Consider the following 17871-nt stretch of genomic DNA (forward strand, 5'->3'; position numbering starts at 1 on the left):
TCCGCGGGCGGCAGCTTAGCTGGAACTGCCTTCCGCCTGGGTGGGCACCGGCTCCGCATCGGGATTGCCGCTGTCTTCGGCCTTCACGGCGGGCATGGACAGCACCGCTGCCACCGTGAGCAGGCCGGCCACGAGCGCGGCCAGGAACACGGCACCGGACGCGCTGATGACCGTGGCGGGATCGGCGTCGCCACCGCTGCTGCCGCCGTAGATGGAGTTGGCCACGGCACCAAACACGGCCACGCCCAGGGCGCTGCCGATGGAGCGGGCGAACATGTTGGTGCTGGTCACCACGCCGCGCTCGTGCCAGGGAACGCTGGACTGGGCGGAGATCAGGGTGGGGGTGGCCAGCAGGCCCAGGCCAAGCCCGACGACGAAGCAACTGACCGCGATCAGCGCCACGTTGGGCGTTGAAGCCGTCAGCGACAGGATCAGCAGCCCCGCCACGGCGATGGCGATACCGATCAGGGCGGTGGACTTGAACCCGATCCGCAGGTAGAACTTCCCGGCCTGCGAGGCACTCAGCGGCCAGCCAAGGGTCAGCGCGGCGAGCGCCAGGCCGGCCACCAGCGGCGAGGAGGACAGGGCGCCTTCAAGGAAGGTGGGCACGTAGGAGGTCAGTCCGATCATCATGGCGCCCACGCCGAAGGACACCAGCGCCGTGGTGGCCAGCAGGCGCCGGGACACCACCCACGCCGGGAGGATGGGCTCCGCCGCCCGCCGCTCCACCAGCAGGAAGGCCACCAGCAGCACCGCCCCGACAACGAAGACGCCGATACCGATGGGCGAATTCCAGGCCCACGCCTGGCCGCCCTGGAGCGCTCCGAGGATGAGCAGGCCCAGCGATCCGGCCAGGAGGACAGCGCCGGCGTAGTCCACCTTGTGGGTGGCCCGTTCGACGTTTTCGTGCAGGGTGCGGATCAGCATCCAGCCGGCCAGCAGGCAGAGCGGCACGTTCACCAGGAAGATGCCGCGCCAGATGCCGAGGGCAGAAAAGACGCCGCCCAGGCTGGGGCCCACCACGGAGGATATGGCCCAGACGCTGGCCAGGTAGCCCTGGACCTTGGCGCGCTCCTGAAGGGTGTAGATGTCGCCGGCGATGGTGACGGCGACCGGCAGTACCGCACCGGCACCGAGCCCCTGCAGGGCCCGGAAGGCGATCAGCGAGGGCATGCTCCACGCGACCCCGCAGAGCACCGAGCCCAGCAGGAACAGGCCAATCCCGATCAGGATAATGGGCTTGCGCCCTGCCATGTCGGAGAGCTTGCCGTAGATGGGCACGGACACCGCCTGCGCCAGCAGGTAGGCCGAGAAGAGCCAGGGGAAGGATGCGAAGCCGCCAACGTCCCGGACGATCGAGGGAACCGCCGTGGCCACGATGGTGGAATCGATGGCCACGAGGCCCGTGGACAGCATCAGGGCGATGAGGATGGGCCCGCGCTCGGACCGAAACCCTACGCCGTCTTTTGCGGTGGCTGTGTTCGCCATGTCAGACCCGGACCAGCCCGGCGGCTTCCGCCAGCAGTTCGACGGACCGCAGCCGGTCCCGGGTGCCGGGGCTTTGGTGCGCCACGATGAGTTCGTCGGCGTCGGCGTGCTTGCCGAAGCCCTCCAGGTAATCGATGACGGCGTCCGGCGTCCCCACGGCGGAGTACGTCATCATTTGTGCCATGTGCTGTCCCTGCGGCGAGTCCAGGATCATGTCCGCTTCGTCGTCGGTGAACTCGCGGCCGCCGCCGAAGAACAGGGAGACGCGGGCGCGCTTGGTGGCCTGGAACATGGCCTGCGCTTCGGAGGCGGAGTCGGCGGCGATCACGTTGACGCCGGCGATCACGTGCGGGGCGTCCAGCTGGGCGGACGGCTTGAACTCGCGCCGGTAGATGGCCACCGCGTCCTGCAAAGCGGCGGGTGCGAAGTGCGAGGCGAAGGCGTACGGCAGGCCAAGCTGGGCGGCCAGGCGGGCGCCGAACAGGGACGAGCCCAGGATGTAGAGGGGGACGTTGGTGCCCTTGCCGGGGGTGGCCTCCACCCCCTGGATACGGGTGGGGCCGGTGAGGTAGCCCTGCAGTTCCAGGACGTCCTGCGGAAAGCTGTCCGCGGACATCGGGTCGCGGCGCAGCGCCCGCATGGTGTTCTGGTCGCTGCCCGGGGCCCGGCCCAGCCCCAGGTCGATCCGGCTCGTGTGGAGGGTTTCCAGGGTGCCGAACTGTTCGGCGATGGTCAGCGGGGAGTGGTTGGGCAGCATGATGCCGCCGGCGCCCAGCCGGATGCTTTCGGTGTGCGCGGCCACGTGCGCGATCAGCACGCTGGTGGCGGAGGAGGCGATGGAGGACATGTTGTGGTGCTCGGCGTACCAGACGCGCCGGTAGCCCAGCTTTTCGGCGCTCTGCGCCATGGCCACGCTGCCCGCGAAGCTCTCCGCCGCCGTCTGGCCTTTGCCGATGGTTGCCAGGTCAAGGATGGAAAGGGGAAGAGTCACGTCAGTTGCGGCCTTTCAGGAACGTTTCGTAAGAATCGCCGGCCGGATCGCGGCGGGCACTTGAGGCATAACGACGGCGGGGCCCGGGTTATTTCGTCTTTCCCGGAATACTCAGCACACTGATGATGTTGCCGCCCCTATGAGCCATGATTCAACGAACCAGCTGGAATTGTCCGCAACCATCGAGCTCAAGGACCTGGGTACCGTGCACCGGCTTGGCTTTGGCGCCATGCGCATCGTGGGTGACGGTGTCTGGGGCGAGCCCGCAGACCGCCGGGCGGCCGTGGCGGTGGTGCGCCGCGCCGTCGAACTCGGCGTCGACTTCATCGATACCGCCGATTCCTACGGACCGAACATCAGCGAGGAAATCATCGCCGAAGCCCTGCACCCGTACAAGGAGGGGCTGAAGATCGCCACCAAGGTGGGCTTCACCCGCACCGGGCCCAACAAGTGGATTCCGGTTGGGCGGCCGGAATACCTGCGCCAGCAGACCGAGCTGAGCCTGCGCAAGCTGAAGGTGGACGCCCTGGACCTGCTGCAGCTGCACCGGATCGATCCCAAGGTGGACGCCGAGGAGCAGTTCGGCGTGCTGCGGGAGCTCCAGGACGAAGGCAAGGTCCGTGCCCTGGGCCTGTCGCAGGTCAGCGTGGAGCAGCTGGAGGCGGCCGGGAAGCACTTCACCGTGTCCACGGTCCAGAACCGTTACAACCTGACGGACCGCAGCTCCGAGGACGTACTCCGCTACTCCGAGGAGAACGGCATCGGCTTCATCCCCTGGGCTCCGATTTCCGCGGGCGAACTCGCCCAGCCGGGCGGCCCGCTGGATGAGGCGGCCAAGCGCCTGGGCGCCACCACCTCCCAGGTGGCCCTGGCCTGGCTGCTGCGCCGCTCCCCCGTGATGATGCCGATCCCCGGCACGGGCTCGGTGCAGCACCTCGAAGAGAACCTGGCCGCCGCGGGCATCACGCTCGACGACGCCACGTACGCTGAGCTGGAAGCAGCAGGAAAGTAGCAGGCGGCTTCCAGCCACTCACGTCAGCTAAGACAGGAGAAACACCATGGCAAACATTTTGATGGTCGTATCGGCCGCAGATTCCCTCACCATGAAGGACGGCAGCGAACACCCCACCGGCTACTGGGCGGAGGAACTGGTGGTGTCCCACCAGACCCTGACCGACGCCGGCAACACGGTCCACATCGCCACCCCCGGCGGCAGGAAACCCACCGTGGACCAGGTAAGCCTGGCTCCCGAGTCGGCCGGCGGCGAGGAACGCGCCCAGGGCTTCCGGGACTACATCGCGAAGATCGACGGCGAGCTGGCGCACCCGCTGGTCCTTGCCGACGTCGACATTGCCGGCTACGACGCCGTGGTGATGCCCGGCGGGCACGGTCCCATGGCGGACCTGTACAAGGACGCCGACCTGGGCCGGCTGCTGGTCGCTGCCAACAAGGCCGGCAAGATCATTGCACCGTTCTGCCACGGTCCCGCGGGGCTGCTGAGCGCAACGGACGACGACGGCGGGTTCACTTTCAAGGGCAGGCGCCTGACGGTGTTCACCAACGAGGAAGAACTGGGCGGCGGCACCGGCGAGAACACGCCGTGGCTGGTGGAGGACGCCCTCAAAGAGAAGGGTGCCGTCGTCGAGAACGGCGCGGCCTGGTCCTCCAACGTGGTGCGGGACGGCAACCTCATCACCGGGCAGAACCCGCAGTCCAGCGAGGACGTGGCAAAGGAAGTCCTCGCGGCACTGGCGTAAGCAACCGGCCGTGACGCACTAAAAGAGGGGACCAGCCCGTTGGACTGGTCCCCTCTTTTCGGCGCACGCCGTTGGGCGCCGGCTTCCTGTGCTACTTCAGCTTGAAGTTGGCACTGATGGAGGTCCCATCATTCGCCGTCATGGTCAGCCGGTAGCAGGTGCCGGCCGCTGTGGGCGTCTTCCAGTTGTAGACGAACTGGCCGGCGGTAGCGTCGTACCGCAGCGAGGTGTTGCCCGTTGCGGTGGTTTCGATCGCATCCGTCGGAGACGTCAGCGAGCAGGTGATCTGCTGCATGGTGAACTTGGCCAGTGCCGGATCCGTCAGTTCCGTGTCACCCGCGAAGATTTCGAACTTGGCGGGAACGGTGCTGCCGGACTTGACGGTGTTCAGCACACCGCCCATGTCGACTGGCTGGTAGAAGCCCTTCAGCGTCCAGGCCTTGACCGTGTAGGACTGGGTCACCGTGGTGCTGTTGCCGGCAAAGTCCGTGGCTGTGGCCGTCAGGGTGTGCGGGCCGACTCCCGTGCCGTATCCGGCGACCACACAGCTACCCGAGACGCCCGACAGTCCATCAGTGGCCGTGCAGGTCGGGGCAGCAGCGGTGGAACCGAAGTAGCTGTCCGCGATGATCGAGTCGAAGGTAACGGTGGGGGCCGTCTTGTCGATCTTGAAGGCCTGGGAGGTTGCCCCCGCCGGCGTGGTGTTGCCGGCGTTGTCCCTGAATTCCGGGCTCAGGACCTCAACCGCGTCACCTTCCCCGGATGAGGTTGCCGACTGGGTTGCCGTGGCCGGGCCGGATACGGCATCGGTGGCGGTGAAGGACGCGGTGACGTCCGTGTTGTACCAACCGTTGGCGTTCGTCTTCGTCGTGGCACCGGCGTTGCTTACCGCCGGAGCCGTCTTATCGATCTTGAAGGCCTGCGAGGCCGTGCCCGCCGCGGTGGTGTTGCCGGCGAGGTCGGTGAACGCCGGGCTGTCCACCTTGACGTTGGCGGCCTCGGCTGACGTAGTGACCGTCTGGGTTGCGGCGAGCAGCCCGGAGGTGGCGTCGGTGCCGGTGAAGGAGGCCACGACGTCGGAGATGTACCAGCCGTTACTCCCCTCAGTTCCCGTCCCGCCGTTTGCCGCGACGGTGGGGGCTGTGGCGTCCTTCCCCAGGTTCACGGTTATCGGAACTGCGGTTCCGCCGGAACTGGTGGCGGAGCAGCTGTAGTCAGTGGCCACCTGGTCAGCGGTGATGGCCTGGTCCTCGCAGCCAGTCAGCTTGAGGGTGCTGGGCGAATCGGGCTCGGTGACGATCCAGTGCAGGACCACGGGGCTCTTGTACCACTTGTTCAAACCGTCCGGAGTGGCGGGCGAGAGCGTGTAGGAGATCTTGGGCGAGGAGGCGTCGGTGATGCTGTAGGTGATGGAGCTTGACGCGGTCAGGCCGCCCTTGTCGGTGTAGCGGCAGGATGCCGTCTGTGAACCGATGCCGGTGGCGGCGTCAGGTCCCGTGAGGGCACTGACGTCAGCGGGAAAGGAGCTTGGGCCGTCTTCGGTGTCGGTGACATTACAGGTTGCTGCCGGGACATCGCCCTTCGTGTACAAGGCGCCAGCGGTGACGCCGGTGATATTGAGCCTGGGTGCCGTGTTGGACGGCGCTGGCGCTGCCACGTTGACGGTGAATGTGGCCGGTGCAAGGTTGAAAGTACCATCGGTGTTGTTGCTGACTTGCCTGGCGCTTACCGTGGCCGAACCAGCACCCACAGGGGTTACGGTCAGGGTCCGCTGGGCGCCACAGGAGTCGAAGGTGACCCTGGAGGGTGAAACCGTGGCGACGGCCGGATTGCTGGACACCAGGTCAAGGGTCAGCGTTGTTGACCCGGTCAGGTTGCAGCCGTTTTTGACATCGTCGTTGGTGGGGTCTACCGCCAGAATGGTGCTGCCGCTGGCACCGCCCTCGTTGAGTGGCATGACCTCTGCCACCGAGTCAATGCTGGCGTCGAGGTTGTTGAAGATGTCGTCCGCGAACGCCACCCCGCCGCCCGCAAGCAGCAGGCTTCCCGCAGCGAGTGCCGCTGCTGTCCTGGTGCTGGTTCGCCTGAGCAGGCCTGTTCCCCCAGCAGTAGTTTTCCCGCCTGGCGAGTGATTCATGTGTTGCCTCCCTCATTTGCCTGCGGCCCACCCGGGCCGCAACGTACTTCACCGTATGAGTCGCCATGGGCGGAGGGCACGCGTAATCACCACTTGTCTTTTTTGCCCCAGTACTCGCTTTCTGCTGGATGAGTGACGGGCGGGTGTCCGGCGGAGATATGGCCGGTGAATATGACCGCCGCGGTCCTCCGGTGAACTGTCGTTACTCCCTGTATCCCCCGGTTTCACGTCCTTTGGTTCCGCCTCCGGAGCTGCCGGATAGTGGCTGCAACGCGCACACCCCGTTGCATCTTCCACCCCCGTTCCAAGGAGGAACCATGGCCATCACCACCAGGCCGGCCGCCGTCGTGGCCCTTACCGTTTCAGCACTGCTGGGACTGGCTGCCTGCTCCGATCCCGGCGCTTCGGCGGCGCCGGCACCGTCGTCGTCCGCCACCAACTCCGCCGGCAAGACCTTCAACCTGTCCCCGGAGCAGGACCGCTTCAAGGTCACCACGGACCCAGCCGCTGCCGCGTTGGTCCCGGAGTCGATCAAGGCCGACGGCAAGCTCACCGTGGTGACCACCGGCGGGGCGGCGCCACTCAGCCTCTTCGCCACCGACAACAAGACCCTGATCGGCAGCGAAGTGGACATCGCCTACGCCGTGGGCGAGTCGCTCGGCCTGCAGGTGGAGGTCCTGCCCGTGGCGTGGGCGGACTGGCCGCTGGGCATCGAATCGTCCAAGTACGAGGCCGTGCTTTCCAACGTCACCGTCACCGAGGCGCGCAAGGAAAAGTTCGACTTCGCCACCTACCGCAACGACCTCCTCGGCTTCTACGCCAAGAGTGATTCGGGCATCGGGGAGATCAAGGAAGCCAAGGACGTGGCCGGCAAGAGGATCATCGTGGGATCGGGCACCAACCAGGAAGCCATCCTGGTGCGCTGGGACGAGGAGAACAGGAAGAACGGCCTCGCGCCGGTCCAGTTCCAGTATTACGACGACGACTCGGCCTCGAGCCTGGCCCTTCAGTCAGGCCGAGCGGACCTGACGTTTGGGCCCAACGCAGCCGCCGCGTACAAGGCGGCGCAGGACGGCAGGACGAAGCAGGTGGGCACGCTGGAGGGCGGCTGGCCGCTGAAGGCCGAGATCGCGTTTACCACCAAGAAAGGCAACGGGCTGGCGGTGGCGGCGCAGGCTGCGCTGAACCACCTGATTGACGACGGCACCTACACCAAATTCCTGGACCGCTGGGGCCTCTCCTCCGAAGCCATCCAGAAGTCCGAACTGAACCCGGCGGGCCTGCCCAGGACGTAGGGCACCGCCGACGAAGGAATCCCCGCCGCGTGCACATCCGAGTGTGCCCGGCGGGGATTTTTCTTTGGCTCTACCAGGCCGGCAGGGCGGGCACCGGGCCTGCCGCCTCAACATCATCTGCGTCGCCGCGTGCCAACCATTTCAGGAGGCCCTCCCGGTCCGACTCAATCCGCAGGGCACCGTCACCGATGACCCATTCATCGCGTTCCTCGGTCACCAGCGTCATCCCCGGCGCCCCCTTGGCACGCATGGCACGGACCACGGCCTCGATGGCGTTCAACAGCGAATCGGGGTCGGCCTCCTCGATGGTCCAGGCGGTGTCCAGGTCGTGGTGGTGCACCACCACCTCGGCAATCCGCAGCGCCACGATGGAGGTGGCCGACAGTTCCCGGCCACCCACCTTTACTTCCGGAGCCGCAAGTTCGCCTGTCAACCGCTGGGCTTCACCGGCGAAAGCGGCGGCCGAGGCCCGCACTTCAGCCAGGAGTTCCTCCCGCGGCAGGGCAGCCAGGGCGGCAATGGCCTGCGAGCGCGCTTCAGGGGACGCGTACAGCTGGCGTTCTTCCCCGGACGTGGCCCAGTCGATCAGCCCAACCAGGGCACGTCCGCTGGATGCGACGTGCGCGATGACGTGCGCGCGGCTCCACCCTTCACACAGCGAAGGGGCAGCCAGTTCTTCATCGGACAAGGAGGAGACCGTGGCAAGGAACATGTCCGTCTCCCGGCCCAGGCGGGACAGGTCTGAGTGCAGCCGTGCTGGATTGATCATTCCGCCAGCCTAACCGGGGCGCCATGCCCCCGGCCATGGTTACGGCCTGCCTGGTTCATACCCGCCGCGTATGGACTAAGACCGGCCCTCCCGCCGCCGCCGGGATGCCCCTGCTGCCGGGCGCATTGGGCCTGTTCCCGCTGGATCCATCGCAAATACAGTCCCTTTGATATGCGGAAACGGCACAATGCACCCCCGGCGGGAAACCGGGCATTTCCCTCATATGCCGTGCGTCACATTGCCTGTCAGGCTGGGTTGCCGAGGGCCCCGGTACGGATCCATCCGAATCCCGCGACGCCTCCACACCCGCTCCCCTGAAAGGACCTGCGCCATGACGTTGCCGCACCTCCCATCCACGATCTCCGGAAACCCGGGAAAGGAGACCCGGACAGCCAACTGGGTGGCCTTCGTCATCTGCGCCGCCCTCCTGTTTGATGGTTACGACCTGGTGGTCTATGGCACCGTCCTTCCGGGACTGCTCGCGGACGCGGGCCAAATCGGTCATTTCGATGCGGCCACCGCCGGGCTCCTGGGATCCTGGGCCCTCATTGGCGTGCTGGTGGGTTCGCTGGCATGCGGCGCCGTCGGTGACTTCTTCGGCCGCCGCCGGCTGATGCTCGCGGGCATCGCCTGGTTCTCCCTGGGCATGTTTGCCACCGCCCTGGCCACGGACGTCACCGCCTTCGGCGCCCTCCGGTTTGCCACCGGACTGGGCCTGGGCGTCGTCATCGCCAGCGCCGGCGCCACGATGGCCGAGTTCGCACCCGCCGGACGGCGGCAGTTCTACAACGCGATCGTCTACTCCGGAGTCCCCGCCGGTGGCGTGCTGGCCTCCATCCTGGGCATCGCCTTCCTGGACAGCATCGGCTGGCGCGGCCTCTTCATCATTGGATCCCTGCCCCTCCTGGTCATCCTGCCCATTGCCTGGCGGAAGCTTCCGGAATCCCCGCGGTGGCTGCTGGCCCGGGGCCGGGAAGAGGAAGCCCTGGCCGCTGCCTGGCGCACCGGGGTGCCGCTCGCCGAAGAGCAGGTGATCCGGGAGGCCGGCGCCGCACCACGGAAGTCCGGATTCGCCGCCGTCTTCTCCCGCCAGTTTGCCGCAGCATCCATCCTGCTGGGCCTGATGTCCTTCTGCGGCCTCCTCCTGACCTACGGGCTCAACACCTGGCTTCCCAAGATCATGGAGGGCTACGGCTACGGCCGCACCTACGCCCTGTTCTTCCCGCTGGCCCTGAACCTCGGCGCCGTGGTGGGCGGACTGGTGGCCTCCCGGATGGCCGACCGGAACGGACCCCAGCGGGTCATCGCTGCAACGTTCGCCCTCGCCACCATCTCCCTTGGACTCATGACCTTCAGCTTCCCGCTGCCACTGCTCTTCACCTTCATCGCCACCGCGGGGGTGGGAACCCTGGGCACCCAGGTCCTGGTCTACGGTTTCCAGTCCAACTACTTCACCACCAATGCCCGGGCAGCCGGCGTCGCCTGGTGTGCCAGCGTCGGCCGGCTGGGCGGGGTCCTGGGCCCGATCATCGGCGGCTGGCTGGCCGCGGCGGGGATCGGCGGGGCAACAGCCTTCTACATCTACGGCGCGGTGGCCCTGCTCGGCGGTGCCGTCACCATCCTGGTACCGCGCCAGCACCGGCTCGAGGAAGCACTGCCCACGGTTGAAGAGCCGCAAGATTACGTCGAAAAAGTATCTAAGTAAGGTCTTTTATGGTTATTCTATGAATCAATGAGGCCGCGCCGCGCCTCCCCCGACCCGTTGGAAAGGTGGCACCGGATGGAAATCCGCCAGCTGAACTACTTCATCGCGGTCGCGGAGGAGCGGCACTTCGGCAGGGCGGCCAAGCGCCTGCACATGGCGCAGCCGCCGCTGTCCCAGCAGATCCGCCAGCTGGAAGACCAGTTGGGCGTCCAGCTCCTCAACCGCACCACCCGCCGGGTGGACCTGACGGCGGCGGGGCAGCTCCTGCTGGACCGCGGCCGCCAGATCGTCAACGACGTCGAGACGCTCCGCGCGGATGTCTACCAGGTGGGCAAGGGTGCCACCGGCGTCCTGCGGGTGGGGTTCTCCGGCTCGGCAACCTACGGCGTCATGCCGCGGATCGCGCGGCTCACCAAGCAGGTCCTTCCCGGCCTGTCCCTGGCGCTGAACGGGGAGATGCTGACGCCGTCCATGGAGGCGGGGCTGCGGAACGGGACCCTGGACGCGGCGCTGCTGCGTCCACCCGTCGCCTCCGAGGAAATCGACTACCGCGTGGTCACCCAGGAGCCGCTCGTCGTCGCGCTTCCCTCCTTCAGCGCCCTGGCGGTGGACCGTCCCGTGGCCATGCACGAACTGCAGGACCAGGACTTCATCGCCTACGCACCGGAGTCCGTGCTGAACCGCATCACCTCGGACCTCTGCCGCCAGGCGGGTTTCCAGCCGCGGATCACGCAAGTGGTGGGTGAGACCTCCACGATGCTGGCGTTCGTGGCCGCGGGCGGCGGCATCGCCGTCATGCCCTCCAGTGTGCGCGCCTTCCAGCTCGAAGGCGTCGCGTACCGGGAAATCGACAATGTTCCCCCGGTGGAACTCGCCGTCGCCTGGCTGCGCGGCCACCGGTCCGCACTGCTGCAAAACTTCCTGGACATCGTGGCGACGGCAACCGCTGATGCCGCCACCCCCGCTCCCGCTGCTGAAAGGCTCCTCCCATCATGAAGATCGCAGCCATCGAGGCGATCCCCTACTCGATCCCATACCGCCACCCGCTCCATTTCGCCTCCGGCTCCGTGCACGAGGCCGACCATGTCCTGGTCCGCGTCCACACCGACGACGGCGTGGTGGGGACCGCAGACACTCCGCCCCGCCCGTACACCTACGGTGAGACGCAGAAGTCCATCGTCGCGGTGGTGCAGGATGTCTTCGCCCCGCAGCTGGTGGGCATCGATGCCTTTGACCGGGAAAAGATCCAGGCCGTGATGGCGCGGACCATCCATAACCAGACGGCCAAGGGCGCAGTGGACATTGCCGTCTGGGACGTCATCGGCAAGACCCTGGGGCAGCCCGTCACCAAGCTGCTGGGCGGCTACACCGATTCGCTGCGCGTCTCCCACATGCTCGGCTTCAAACCCGCCAAGGAGCTCCTGGCCTTGGCCCTGGAGTTCCGGGAAACCTACGGCATCAACACCTTCAAGCTGAAGACCGGCCGCCGTCCGCTGAACCTGGACATCGAGGCCGCCAGGGTGCTGCGGGAGGGGCTGGGCGAGGACGCCGAGCTGTACATGGACGCCAACCGCGGCTGGACAGCGAACGAGGCCGCCGAGGTGCTGCGCCGCACCGCCGACCTCGGCCTGCAGTTCCTGGAGGAACCGGACGACGCCCGCGAAGTCATGGGCCGCCGCCGCCTGGTCACCAACTCCCCCATCCCCATTGCCGCGGACGAATCCGCCGCCAACCTGGGCGAGGCTGCCCGCGAAATCCTCACCGGTGGGGCCAACCTCCTGTCCGTCAAGACCGCCCGGTCCGGCTTCACCGAAGCCGCCAAGATCGTTGGCATGGCCGAGGGCATGGGCATCGACGTCTACATCGGCAACCAGATCGACACGCAGGTGGGCACCGTGGCCTCCGTGGTGTTCGGCGCAGCCTTCGCCCACACGGCCAAGCGCGCGGCGGAGCTCTCCAACTACCTCGACATGACCGATGACCTGCTGGCCCGGCCGCTGGCCATCACGGACGGCCGGATCCACGTTCCCGAAGGCCCCGGCGCCGGCACCGATGTGGACGAGGACAAACTCGCCCACTACCGCACCGACTGACACCCACCCCTTCCACCGAAAGGTCACCATGAAGTATCTGGTCCACATGGACGTCAACCTGCCAGCCGGCATGCCCGCCGAAGAAGCCGCCGCAATCAAGGCCACAGAGAAGGCCTACTCCCAGGAACTGCAGCGCTCCGGCAAATGGCCCGAGATTTGGCGTGTGGTGGGCGAGTACGCCAACTACTCCATCTTCGACGTCGAATCGAACGACGAACTGCACGGCATCCTGCAGGGCCTTCCGCTGTTCCCGTACATGGACATCACCGTGGTTCCGCTGGCCAAGCACCCCTCGGACGTGAAGTAGCCGGGTCAGTCCTTGGCCCGGAACGCGGCGGCGAGTTCGCTGCGTGACCGGATTCCCATCTTCCGGTACAGCCGCGTGAGGTGGTACTGCACCGTCTTTTCGGCCAGGAACAGGGCCCGGGCCGCTTCCTTGTTGGTTGCCCCCGCAGCCACCAGCTCGGCCACGGCCTGTTCCTGGGCGGTGAGCTGTTGATGGTGGCTGCCCACCGAAGAAAGCACCGGGTCAGCCGGGTCTGGCAGGTTTCCCACGTCCAGGCCGGTGGCCTTCAGCTCACGGTCGCACCGTTCCACGTAGGTTGCCGCGCCGAGGGTGTCATACAGGTCCCGCGCTGCCCGCAGCACCGATGACGCCAGGCGGCGCTTTCCGGCCCGGCGCATGCTTTGCCCGAACGCGAAACTGATCCGCGCCCGCAGATAGGGCCGGTTGAGCCCGCGGAGGTGCCCCAGCGCCGCCTCGAAGTACTCCCTCGCCGTGTCCGGGTCCCCCTGTGCGGCCAGCAGCCGGCCCCTGGCCCACGCCACGCGGGCCAGGTCGGAGGGGACTTCCCGCTCGCGGTGCACTCCTTCGAACGCGGTGAGGAACGTATCGGCGGCATCGAGCTTGTCGGTCATGACCAGCGCATTGACGTAGGTGTCCTGCCACGGCCAGAAGGACACGCGCTGATCGGTCCAGGGGTCCAGCTCGGTCAGCGGCTGCAGGGCGGCCAGGGCACTTTCGTAGTCGGCCCGCGCCTCGTGGAAGCGGGCGCGCGCCAGGCTGGCCGGGACCTGCATGGCCCGGTAGGTTCCCGGCTGCACCGCGGCCTGTGAAACGTAGTAGCGTGCCCGGTCCCAGTCGCCCCGCATGGACCACAGTTCGGCGGCCGTCCAGTACAGCAGCGGCCGGATCAGCGGCATCCGGGACGTCTCCAGCCGCACGCTTGCCCGGGAGATGGTGGCGGCGGCCGCGTCCCAGTTGCCCAGCACAAGGTGGGTGCGGGCCAGCCAGGCCTCGGCCCACAGGGAAATCCGCAGCGATCCCCCGCGGTACTCGGTGGGGGCGGCTGACTCAAAATTCACCAGCGCGGACTCGGCGTTGTCCAGGCGCAGGGCCAGCCAGCCGGCGCCCATCTGCACCCGCTGCTTCTGGGCATTCTCGGCCGCCTGGGCGGAGGCCCGCTGGTAGGAGGCCTCGGCGTCTGCTATCCGGCCCTGGGCATACAGGCCCAGGCCATAGATGGCCTCCGACTCGATGTGCGCCGGAGTTCCGGGTTCGGTCAGGGCCATGGCGCGTTCGGCCCAGCCGGTGATCATCGGACCGTCCCAGGAGGCCACCCCGTGGAGCACGAAACGCTGGGCCACCTGTGCCGCCGCGGCGGGTTCGTGCTGCGGATTGCTGGTCCGCCAGGCCATCTCCAGCTGGCTTTGGGCGCTGTCATTCTGGCCGGACACCGTGGACAGGTACCCCAGAACCGAGGAACGCAGGGGCGACGGCGGCAGGGCATCCACCGCCCCGGCCCAGGCCTGCGCCTGGGCCACGTTGCCGGAGCCCACCAGGGCGTCGACGGCTTTCAGGAGCCGGAGGTTCCGGGCACGGATATCGGGGGACAGCCGCGAGGCGGAGAACAGCGCGGTGGAGGCATCCTGCCAGGCACCGACCGTGGCCTGCCGCCGGGCGAACCCTTCCAGTTCCGCGGCCAGGGCTTCGTCTGCGGCCGGGGTGGCGGCAACGCGGTGGCCCAGCTGTTCGCCCTCGGACTGGACAACCTCGGCGGCCTTCCAGTGCAGGGCAATGCGCCGGCTGGGGACGATCTGTTCGTAAACGGCCTCCGCCGTGCCGGGTTCGAGGAAGGCGACGGCGGAGCGGGACTGGTCCACGGACAGGCCCAGCAGCCCCGCGCGGTGCCCCTCATCGAGGGCCGGCATGACGGATTCCAGGCCGCCCACCCTGGCCACCTCGGCCAGTCCCGCGCCGGGGCCGAGCACTGCTGCGGCTTCCGCGGCGGCCACCAGGGCGGGGGACGCGGCGGCCAGGACGCTGCGGACCCTGGCGCGCACCCGGGAGGTGGGCGGCAGGGAAGGGAACCACGACTGCCACGTTTCCGGGGGCAGATCACGGAGCAGCTCCACGATGGACTGGGCTATCCCGCCGGTGTGCGTCACCAGGCCGTGGGCCGCCGTCGCACTGAGGTCCAGGCCGAACAGGCTCCGGGCCACGTCCTGGACCTGCTGCGGCGAGAGGGGCTCCAGCGGAATGCGGACCACCTGGTGGCCGGTGAGGAAGTCGAGCACGCCGGCGGGGACACGGGGCGCGTCTACAGGGTTGAGGGTCAGCAGGAACAGGACCCGCTTGTCGTGCAGCCTGCGCATGACGAAGGTGAGGATGCGCAGGCTCTCCTCATCGAGCCTGTGGACGTCGTCGACGGCGACCACCACGCTGCCGTGCGTCTGCAGGCCTTCGAGGTGGGTGCTGAGGGTGGAGGCGTAGTTGACCACCTGGTCGGGGGTCAGGGAGGCGACGGGCCCCGGCGGCAGGGCCGGGGCGCCGTCGTAATCCTTTGCCGTCCGGAGCGGCAGGGTCCGCATCAGCTGGGAGTAGCCTGCCAGGGCAAACTGCGCCTCCCAGTCGTCTCCCATGGCGGACAGCACGCGGACCCCGCGGGCGGCCGTGCGGCAGTGGTCAAGGAAGAGTTCCAGGAGCGCGGTTTTGCCGGACCCGGAGGGGCCGGAGAGGACCACGGTTCCCACCTTGCCCTTGCGGACGGTGCGGAGGATTTCCAGCAGCTGCTCGAACGCCGCGGCCCGGCCTGCCAGCGGGAAGTCCTCCGCCATCTCGCCCTGGGTGGAGCCCGCTGTCATGGCCGCAATCCTACCGGAGCGGCCCGGGCGCCCCAGGTGCAGCGCGTCCAGCACCTGCCCCTACCCCAGGTCGCCGCCGGCCACCGGGAGGATGCTGCCGGTCAGGTAGGACGCCTCGTCCGAGGCAAGGAACACGATGGGCGCCGCCTGCTCGTCCAGGGTGCCGTAGCGCTTCATGAACGAGGACTCCACCGTCTGGTCAACGATGGTTTGGTACCAGTCCTTCTCGGTGGCGGACTCGGCTTCCGGGCCGCGCTTGACCTTGCGCGGCGGCGCTTCCGTGCCGCCCGGGGCGGTGGCCACCACGCGGATGCCGTCCCCGGCCACCTCCATGGCCAGCGACTGGGTCAGGGCGTTCACGCCACCCTTGGCCGCGGCGTAGGGCACCCGGTGCATTCCCCGGGTGGCTACCGAGGAGACGTTCACGATCGTGCCGGAGCCCTGCTCGATCATGGCCGGCAGGACTGCCCGGCAGGTCCAGAGCGTGGGGAAGAGCGAGCGGCGGATTTCCTTCTCGATCTTGTCCTCGTCGTACTCCTGGTAGGGGCGGGCCCAGATGGTGCCGCCCACGTTGTTGACCAGGACGTCCACCCGTCCGTGGGCCGCGAGCGCGGCCTTGATGGCCTGGGTGGCGCCGGCGAAGGTCTCCAGGTCCGCGGTGACGGCCGTGGCCGAGCCTCCTGAACCCGATGCCTTGGCGGCTTCCCCGATGCCGCGGGCAACGTCGTGGACCAGGTCCGCGCGGTCCACCAGGACCACGGCGCCGCCCTCGGCGCCGATGCGTTCAGCCACCTTCTGGCCGATTCCCTGGGCGGCCCCGGTGACGACGGCGACCTTGCCGCCGAACCTGCCCGGGGTCACGTATTGCCCGGCGTACGGCGCAGCCATCAGTGGGCAGCCTTGGCGTCGATGGCCCCGACCATGGTCCCCTTGGCGTCCTGGGCGTGGGCCGTGATGACTTCGCGCAGCCTGGCCTTGTCCCCGCGTTCAAAGGCGTCGACGACGTCAAGGTGGTCCTGCGTGACGCGCTCGAAGATCGGCGTGCCGGCTTCGAAGGCCGCGGCCATCTGGGCGTGGACGTCCAGTCGGCGGTAGGACTCCAGGAGCATCGGGTTGTCACAGATCGTGAAGAGGTACTCGTGGAATTCCTCGTTGGTGCGTGCAAACTCGTCGGGATCGGTGATGTTCCCTCCCTGCACCGAACCGGTGGTGGCTTCGGCCAGGCGGCGGAACTGGCGCAACTGCTCCCCGCTGAGCCTTCCCAGCAGCAGTTCGCTGACCGCAAGCTCCAGGCCCATGCGGGCGTCCAGCTGGGCGAAGCTGTCCTCCTTGCGGAAATCCAGCCGGCCGGTCTCCAGCGAGGACACGGCCTCGCCGCGGGTCATGGTGTCGCCTTCGGACTGGATTTTCTCAACCGGAGCCGGGGCACCCGTTTCGGCGTCGCCCCCGGTGGTTTCCTTCGGTGCGAAACGTTCGAAGTAGAAGTTGGCTGGCTTGATGCCTTCGATGTCCAGCCACTTGGAGACTGCGTTGACCATGGGCGGCGGGCCGCAGAGGTAGATGTCCACGTCGCCGTCGTTGAGGTGTTTCGGTTCGATGATCTGGGTGACGTAGCCGGTGTGCGGGGCGGAGGTGCCCGGCTCGGAGGCAATGTAGTCCCAGGTGAAGCCGGGCAGTTTCGCCTCGTAGGCGCGCAGCCAGTCCAGGCCGACAATGTCCGCCTCACGGGTGAGCCCGTAGATCAGGTGGACCGGGACGGAGGGCGGCTTTTCGGCGAGCTTTTCCAGGATGGAGAGGAGCGGGGCCAGCCCGGTGCCGCCGGCCAGGAGCAGCAGGGGCCGCTTCGGTTCGCGCAGGAAGAAGGAGCCGTAGGGGCCGGTGAAGTCGATGGTGTCGCCCACGGCGGCGCGGTCGCGGAGGTACTCGGACATGGCGCCCTGCGGGGTCACCCGGACCATGAAGGACGCGTCCTGGACCTCGGGACCGCTGCTGAAGGAGTAGGAGCGCTCGGCGTCGGTGCCGGGGACCTTGAGGTTGACGTACTGCCCGGGGAGGAAGGCCAGCGCGTCGCGGTTCTCCACCTCAAGGGTGAAGGACACGGTGGTGTCGGTGTGCCGGTTGAGCTCCTTGATGGTGGAGGTGAAGGACGCGGCCGCCGTCTTCGCCGATTCAGACGTGGCCGGGATCTGGATGGCGAGGTCCGACTCCGGGACGGCCTGGCAGGTGAGCAGGTAGCCCTTTTCGAGTTCCTCCTCCGTCATGGCGTCGTCGATGAAGTCGCCCGGGTCGAAGGAGCCGGAATCGCAGAACGCCTTGCAGGTGCCGCAGGCGCCGTCGCGGCAGTCCGACGGAATGTTGATGCGCGCCTTGTAGGCCGCGTCCATGACGGTCTCATAGTCGCCGACCTTGATGACTTTCGTAACGCCGTCTTCGAAGCTGAGGGCTACTTTGTGGCCCATGGGGTCCTCCTGACTGGGCGGGCGCGTCGTCGC

14 protein-coding genes are annotated in these 17871 nt (G+C 67.8%); 7 read left to right on the top strand and 7 right to left on the bottom strand.

The window, feature by feature from the left end:
- Positions 1 to 15 precede the first annotated feature (15 nt).
- Together ACZ9J7_RS05690 and ACZ9J7_RS05695 are read right to left on the bottom strand one after the other, a co-directional pair.
- Positions 16 to 1488, bottom strand: coding sequence for an MFS transporter (locus tag ACZ9J7_RS05690; RefSeq protein WP_476207763.1), 1473 nt, complete (start codon positions 1486 to 1488; stop codon positions 16 to 18).
- A gap of 1 nt (position 1489) precedes the next feature.
- Positions 1490 to 2479 carry an LLM class flavin-dependent oxidoreductase gene (locus ACZ9J7_RS05695; RefSeq protein ID WP_476207765.1) on the bottom strand — a complete coding sequence of 330 codons (990 nt, stop codon included), beginning with the start codon at positions 2477 to 2479 and terminating at the stop codon, positions 1490 to 1492.
- Positions 2480 to 2618: 139 nt separating this feature from the next.
- Between ACZ9J7_RS05695 and ACZ9J7_RS05700 the strand changes: the two genes are divergently transcribed.
- Positions 2619 to 3491, top strand: a complete 873-nt coding sequence (locus tag ACZ9J7_RS05700; RefSeq protein ID WP_476207767.1) for an aldo/keto reductase — start codon at positions 2619 to 2621, stop codon at positions 3489 to 3491.
- Between the two features lie 46 nt (positions 3492 to 3537).
- Positions 3538 to 4236: a type 1 glutamine amidotransferase domain-containing protein gene (locus ACZ9J7_RS05705; protein ID WP_476207768.1), complete on the top strand. Its 699-nt coding sequence runs from the start codon at positions 3538 to 3540 to the stop codon at positions 4234 to 4236.
- Positions 4237 to 4327: 91 nt separating this feature from the next.
- Here the strand turns inward: ACZ9J7_RS05705 and ACZ9J7_RS05710 are convergent, their stop codons facing one another.
- Positions 4328 to 6373 carry a PxKF domain-containing protein gene (locus tag ACZ9J7_RS05710; RefSeq protein ID WP_476207770.1) on the bottom strand — a complete coding sequence of 682 codons (2046 nt, stop codon included), beginning with the start codon at positions 6371 to 6373 and terminating at the stop codon, positions 4328 to 4330.
- A gap of 317 nt (positions 6374 to 6690) precedes the next feature.
- On the opposite strand from ACZ9J7_RS05710, the gene ACZ9J7_RS05715 reads away from it, so the two are divergent.
- The gene (locus tag ACZ9J7_RS05715) at positions 6691 to 7668 is read left to right on the top strand and encodes an ABC transporter substrate-binding protein (protein ID WP_476207772.1); all 978 of its coding nucleotides are present in this window, start codon (positions 6691 to 6693) and stop codon (positions 7666 to 7668) included.
- Positions 7669 to 7738: 70 nt separating this feature from the next.
- On the opposite strand, the gene ACZ9J7_RS05720 is transcribed toward ACZ9J7_RS05715, so the two are convergent.
- The gene (locus tag ACZ9J7_RS05720; RefSeq protein WP_476207774.1) at positions 7739 to 8437 is read right to left on the bottom strand and encodes a maleylpyruvate isomerase family mycothiol-dependent enzyme; all 699 of its coding nucleotides are present in this window, start codon (positions 8435 to 8437) and stop codon (positions 7739 to 7741) included.
- 331 nt (positions 8438 to 8768) lie between these two features.
- Between ACZ9J7_RS05720 and ACZ9J7_RS05725 the strand changes: the two genes are divergently transcribed.
- The 4 genes from ACZ9J7_RS05725 (at position 8769) to catC (ending at position 12542) form a co-directional block, all read left to right on the top strand.
- The gene (locus tag ACZ9J7_RS05725; RefSeq protein ID WP_476207775.1) at positions 8769 to 10142 is read left to right on the top strand and encodes an MFS transporter; all 1374 of its coding nucleotides are present in this window, start codon (positions 8769 to 8771) and stop codon (positions 10140 to 10142) included.
- A gap of 75 nt (positions 10143 to 10217) precedes the next feature.
- Entirely contained in the window at positions 10218 to 11138 is a 921-nt protein-coding gene (locus ACZ9J7_RS05730) for a LysR substrate-binding domain-containing protein (protein WP_476207777.1), read from the top strand.
- Positions 11135 to 12235, top strand: a complete 1101-nt coding sequence (locus ACZ9J7_RS05735; RefSeq protein ID WP_476207779.1) for a mandelate racemase/muconate lactonizing enzyme family protein — start codon at positions 11135 to 11137, stop codon at positions 12233 to 12235. Before ACZ9J7_RS05730 ends, ACZ9J7_RS05735 begins: the two co-directional genes overlap by 4 nt.
- A gap of 28 nt (positions 12236 to 12263) precedes the next feature.
- Complete coding sequence (gene catC, locus ACZ9J7_RS05740) at positions 12264 to 12542, top strand: muconolactone Delta-isomerase (RefSeq protein ID WP_275180556.1); 279 nt, start codon at positions 12264 to 12266, stop codon at positions 12540 to 12542.
- A gap of 5 nt (positions 12543 to 12547) precedes the next feature.
- Here catC and ACZ9J7_RS05745 read toward each other — a convergent pair whose 3' ends face one another.
- Genes ACZ9J7_RS05745 through benC form a run of 3 tightly spaced genes read right to left on the bottom strand, consistent with a single transcriptional unit; the run spans position 12548 to position 17838 of the window.
- On the bottom strand, positions 12548 to 15379 hold the full coding sequence (locus ACZ9J7_RS05745; RefSeq protein WP_476207781.1) for an AAA family ATPase: 2832 nt from the start codon (positions 15377 to 15379) through the stop codon (positions 12548 to 12550).
- Between the two features lie 60 nt (positions 15380 to 15439).
- Positions 15440 to 16267: a 1,6-dihydroxycyclohexa-2,4-diene-1-carboxylate dehydrogenase gene (locus tag ACZ9J7_RS05750; protein ID WP_476207782.1), complete on the bottom strand. Its 828-nt coding sequence runs from the start codon at positions 16265 to 16267 to the stop codon at positions 15440 to 15442.
- Positions 16267 to 17838 (bottom strand): benzoate 1,2-dioxygenase electron transfer component BenC, encoded by a 1572-nt coding sequence (benC, locus tag ACZ9J7_RS05755; RefSeq protein ID WP_476207784.1) that lies wholly within the window; start codon positions 17836 to 17838, stop codon positions 16267 to 16269. The genes ACZ9J7_RS05750 and benC overlap by 1 nt, the downstream gene beginning before the upstream one ends.
- Positions 17839 to 17871 lie beyond the last annotated feature (33 nt).

This window comes from Pseudarthrobacter sp. TE9888, assembly GCF_056279345.1.

Bases quoted from the DNA above. Each gene is read 5' to 3' on its own strand.
- ACZ9J7_RS05730 (WP_476207777.1), top strand. From the start codon at position 10,218: ATGGAAATCCGCCAGCTGAACTACTTCATCGCGGTCGCGGAGGAGCGG.
- ACZ9J7_RS05750 (WP_476207782.1), bottom strand. From the start codon at position 16,267: ATGGCTGCGCCGTACGCCGGGCAATACGTGACCCCGGGCAGGTTCGGC.
- ACZ9J7_RS05690 (WP_476207763.1), bottom strand. From the start codon at position 1,488: ATGGCGAACACAGCCACCGCAAAAGACGGCGTAGGGTTTCGGTCCGAG.
- ACZ9J7_RS05700 (WP_476207767.1), top strand. From the start codon at position 2,619: ATGAGCCATGATTCAACGAACCAGCTGGAATTGTCCGCAACCATCGAG.
- benC (WP_476207784.1), bottom strand. From the start codon at position 17,838: ATGGGCCACAAAGTAGCCCTCAGCTTCGAAGACGGCGTTACGAAAGTC.
- ACZ9J7_RS05745 (WP_476207781.1), bottom strand. From the start codon at position 15,379: ATGACAGCGGGCTCCACCCAGGGCGAGATGGCGGAGGACTTCCCGCTG.
- ACZ9J7_RS05715 (WP_476207772.1), top strand. From the start codon at position 6,691: ATGGCCATCACCACCAGGCCGGCCGCCGTCGTGGCCCTTACCGTTTCA.
- ACZ9J7_RS05720 (WP_476207774.1), bottom strand. From the start codon at position 8,437: ATGATCAATCCAGCACGGCTGCACTCAGACCTGTCCCGCCTGGGCCGG.
- ACZ9J7_RS05705 (WP_476207768.1), top strand. From the start codon at position 3,538: ATGGCAAACATTTTGATGGTCGTATCGGCCGCAGATTCCCTCACCATG.
- ACZ9J7_RS05735 (WP_476207779.1), top strand. From the start codon at position 11,135: ATGAAGATCGCAGCCATCGAGGCGATCCCCTACTCGATCCCATACCGC.
- ACZ9J7_RS05710 (WP_476207770.1), bottom strand. From the start codon at position 6,373: ATGAATCACTCGCCAGGCGGGAAAACTACTGCTGGGGGAACAGGCCTG.
- catC (WP_275180556.1), top strand. From the start codon at position 12,264: ATGAAGTATCTGGTCCACATGGACGTCAACCTGCCAGCCGGCATGCCC.
- ACZ9J7_RS05725 (WP_476207775.1), top strand. From the start codon at position 8,769: ATGACGTTGCCGCACCTCCCATCCACGATCTCCGGAAACCCGGGAAAG.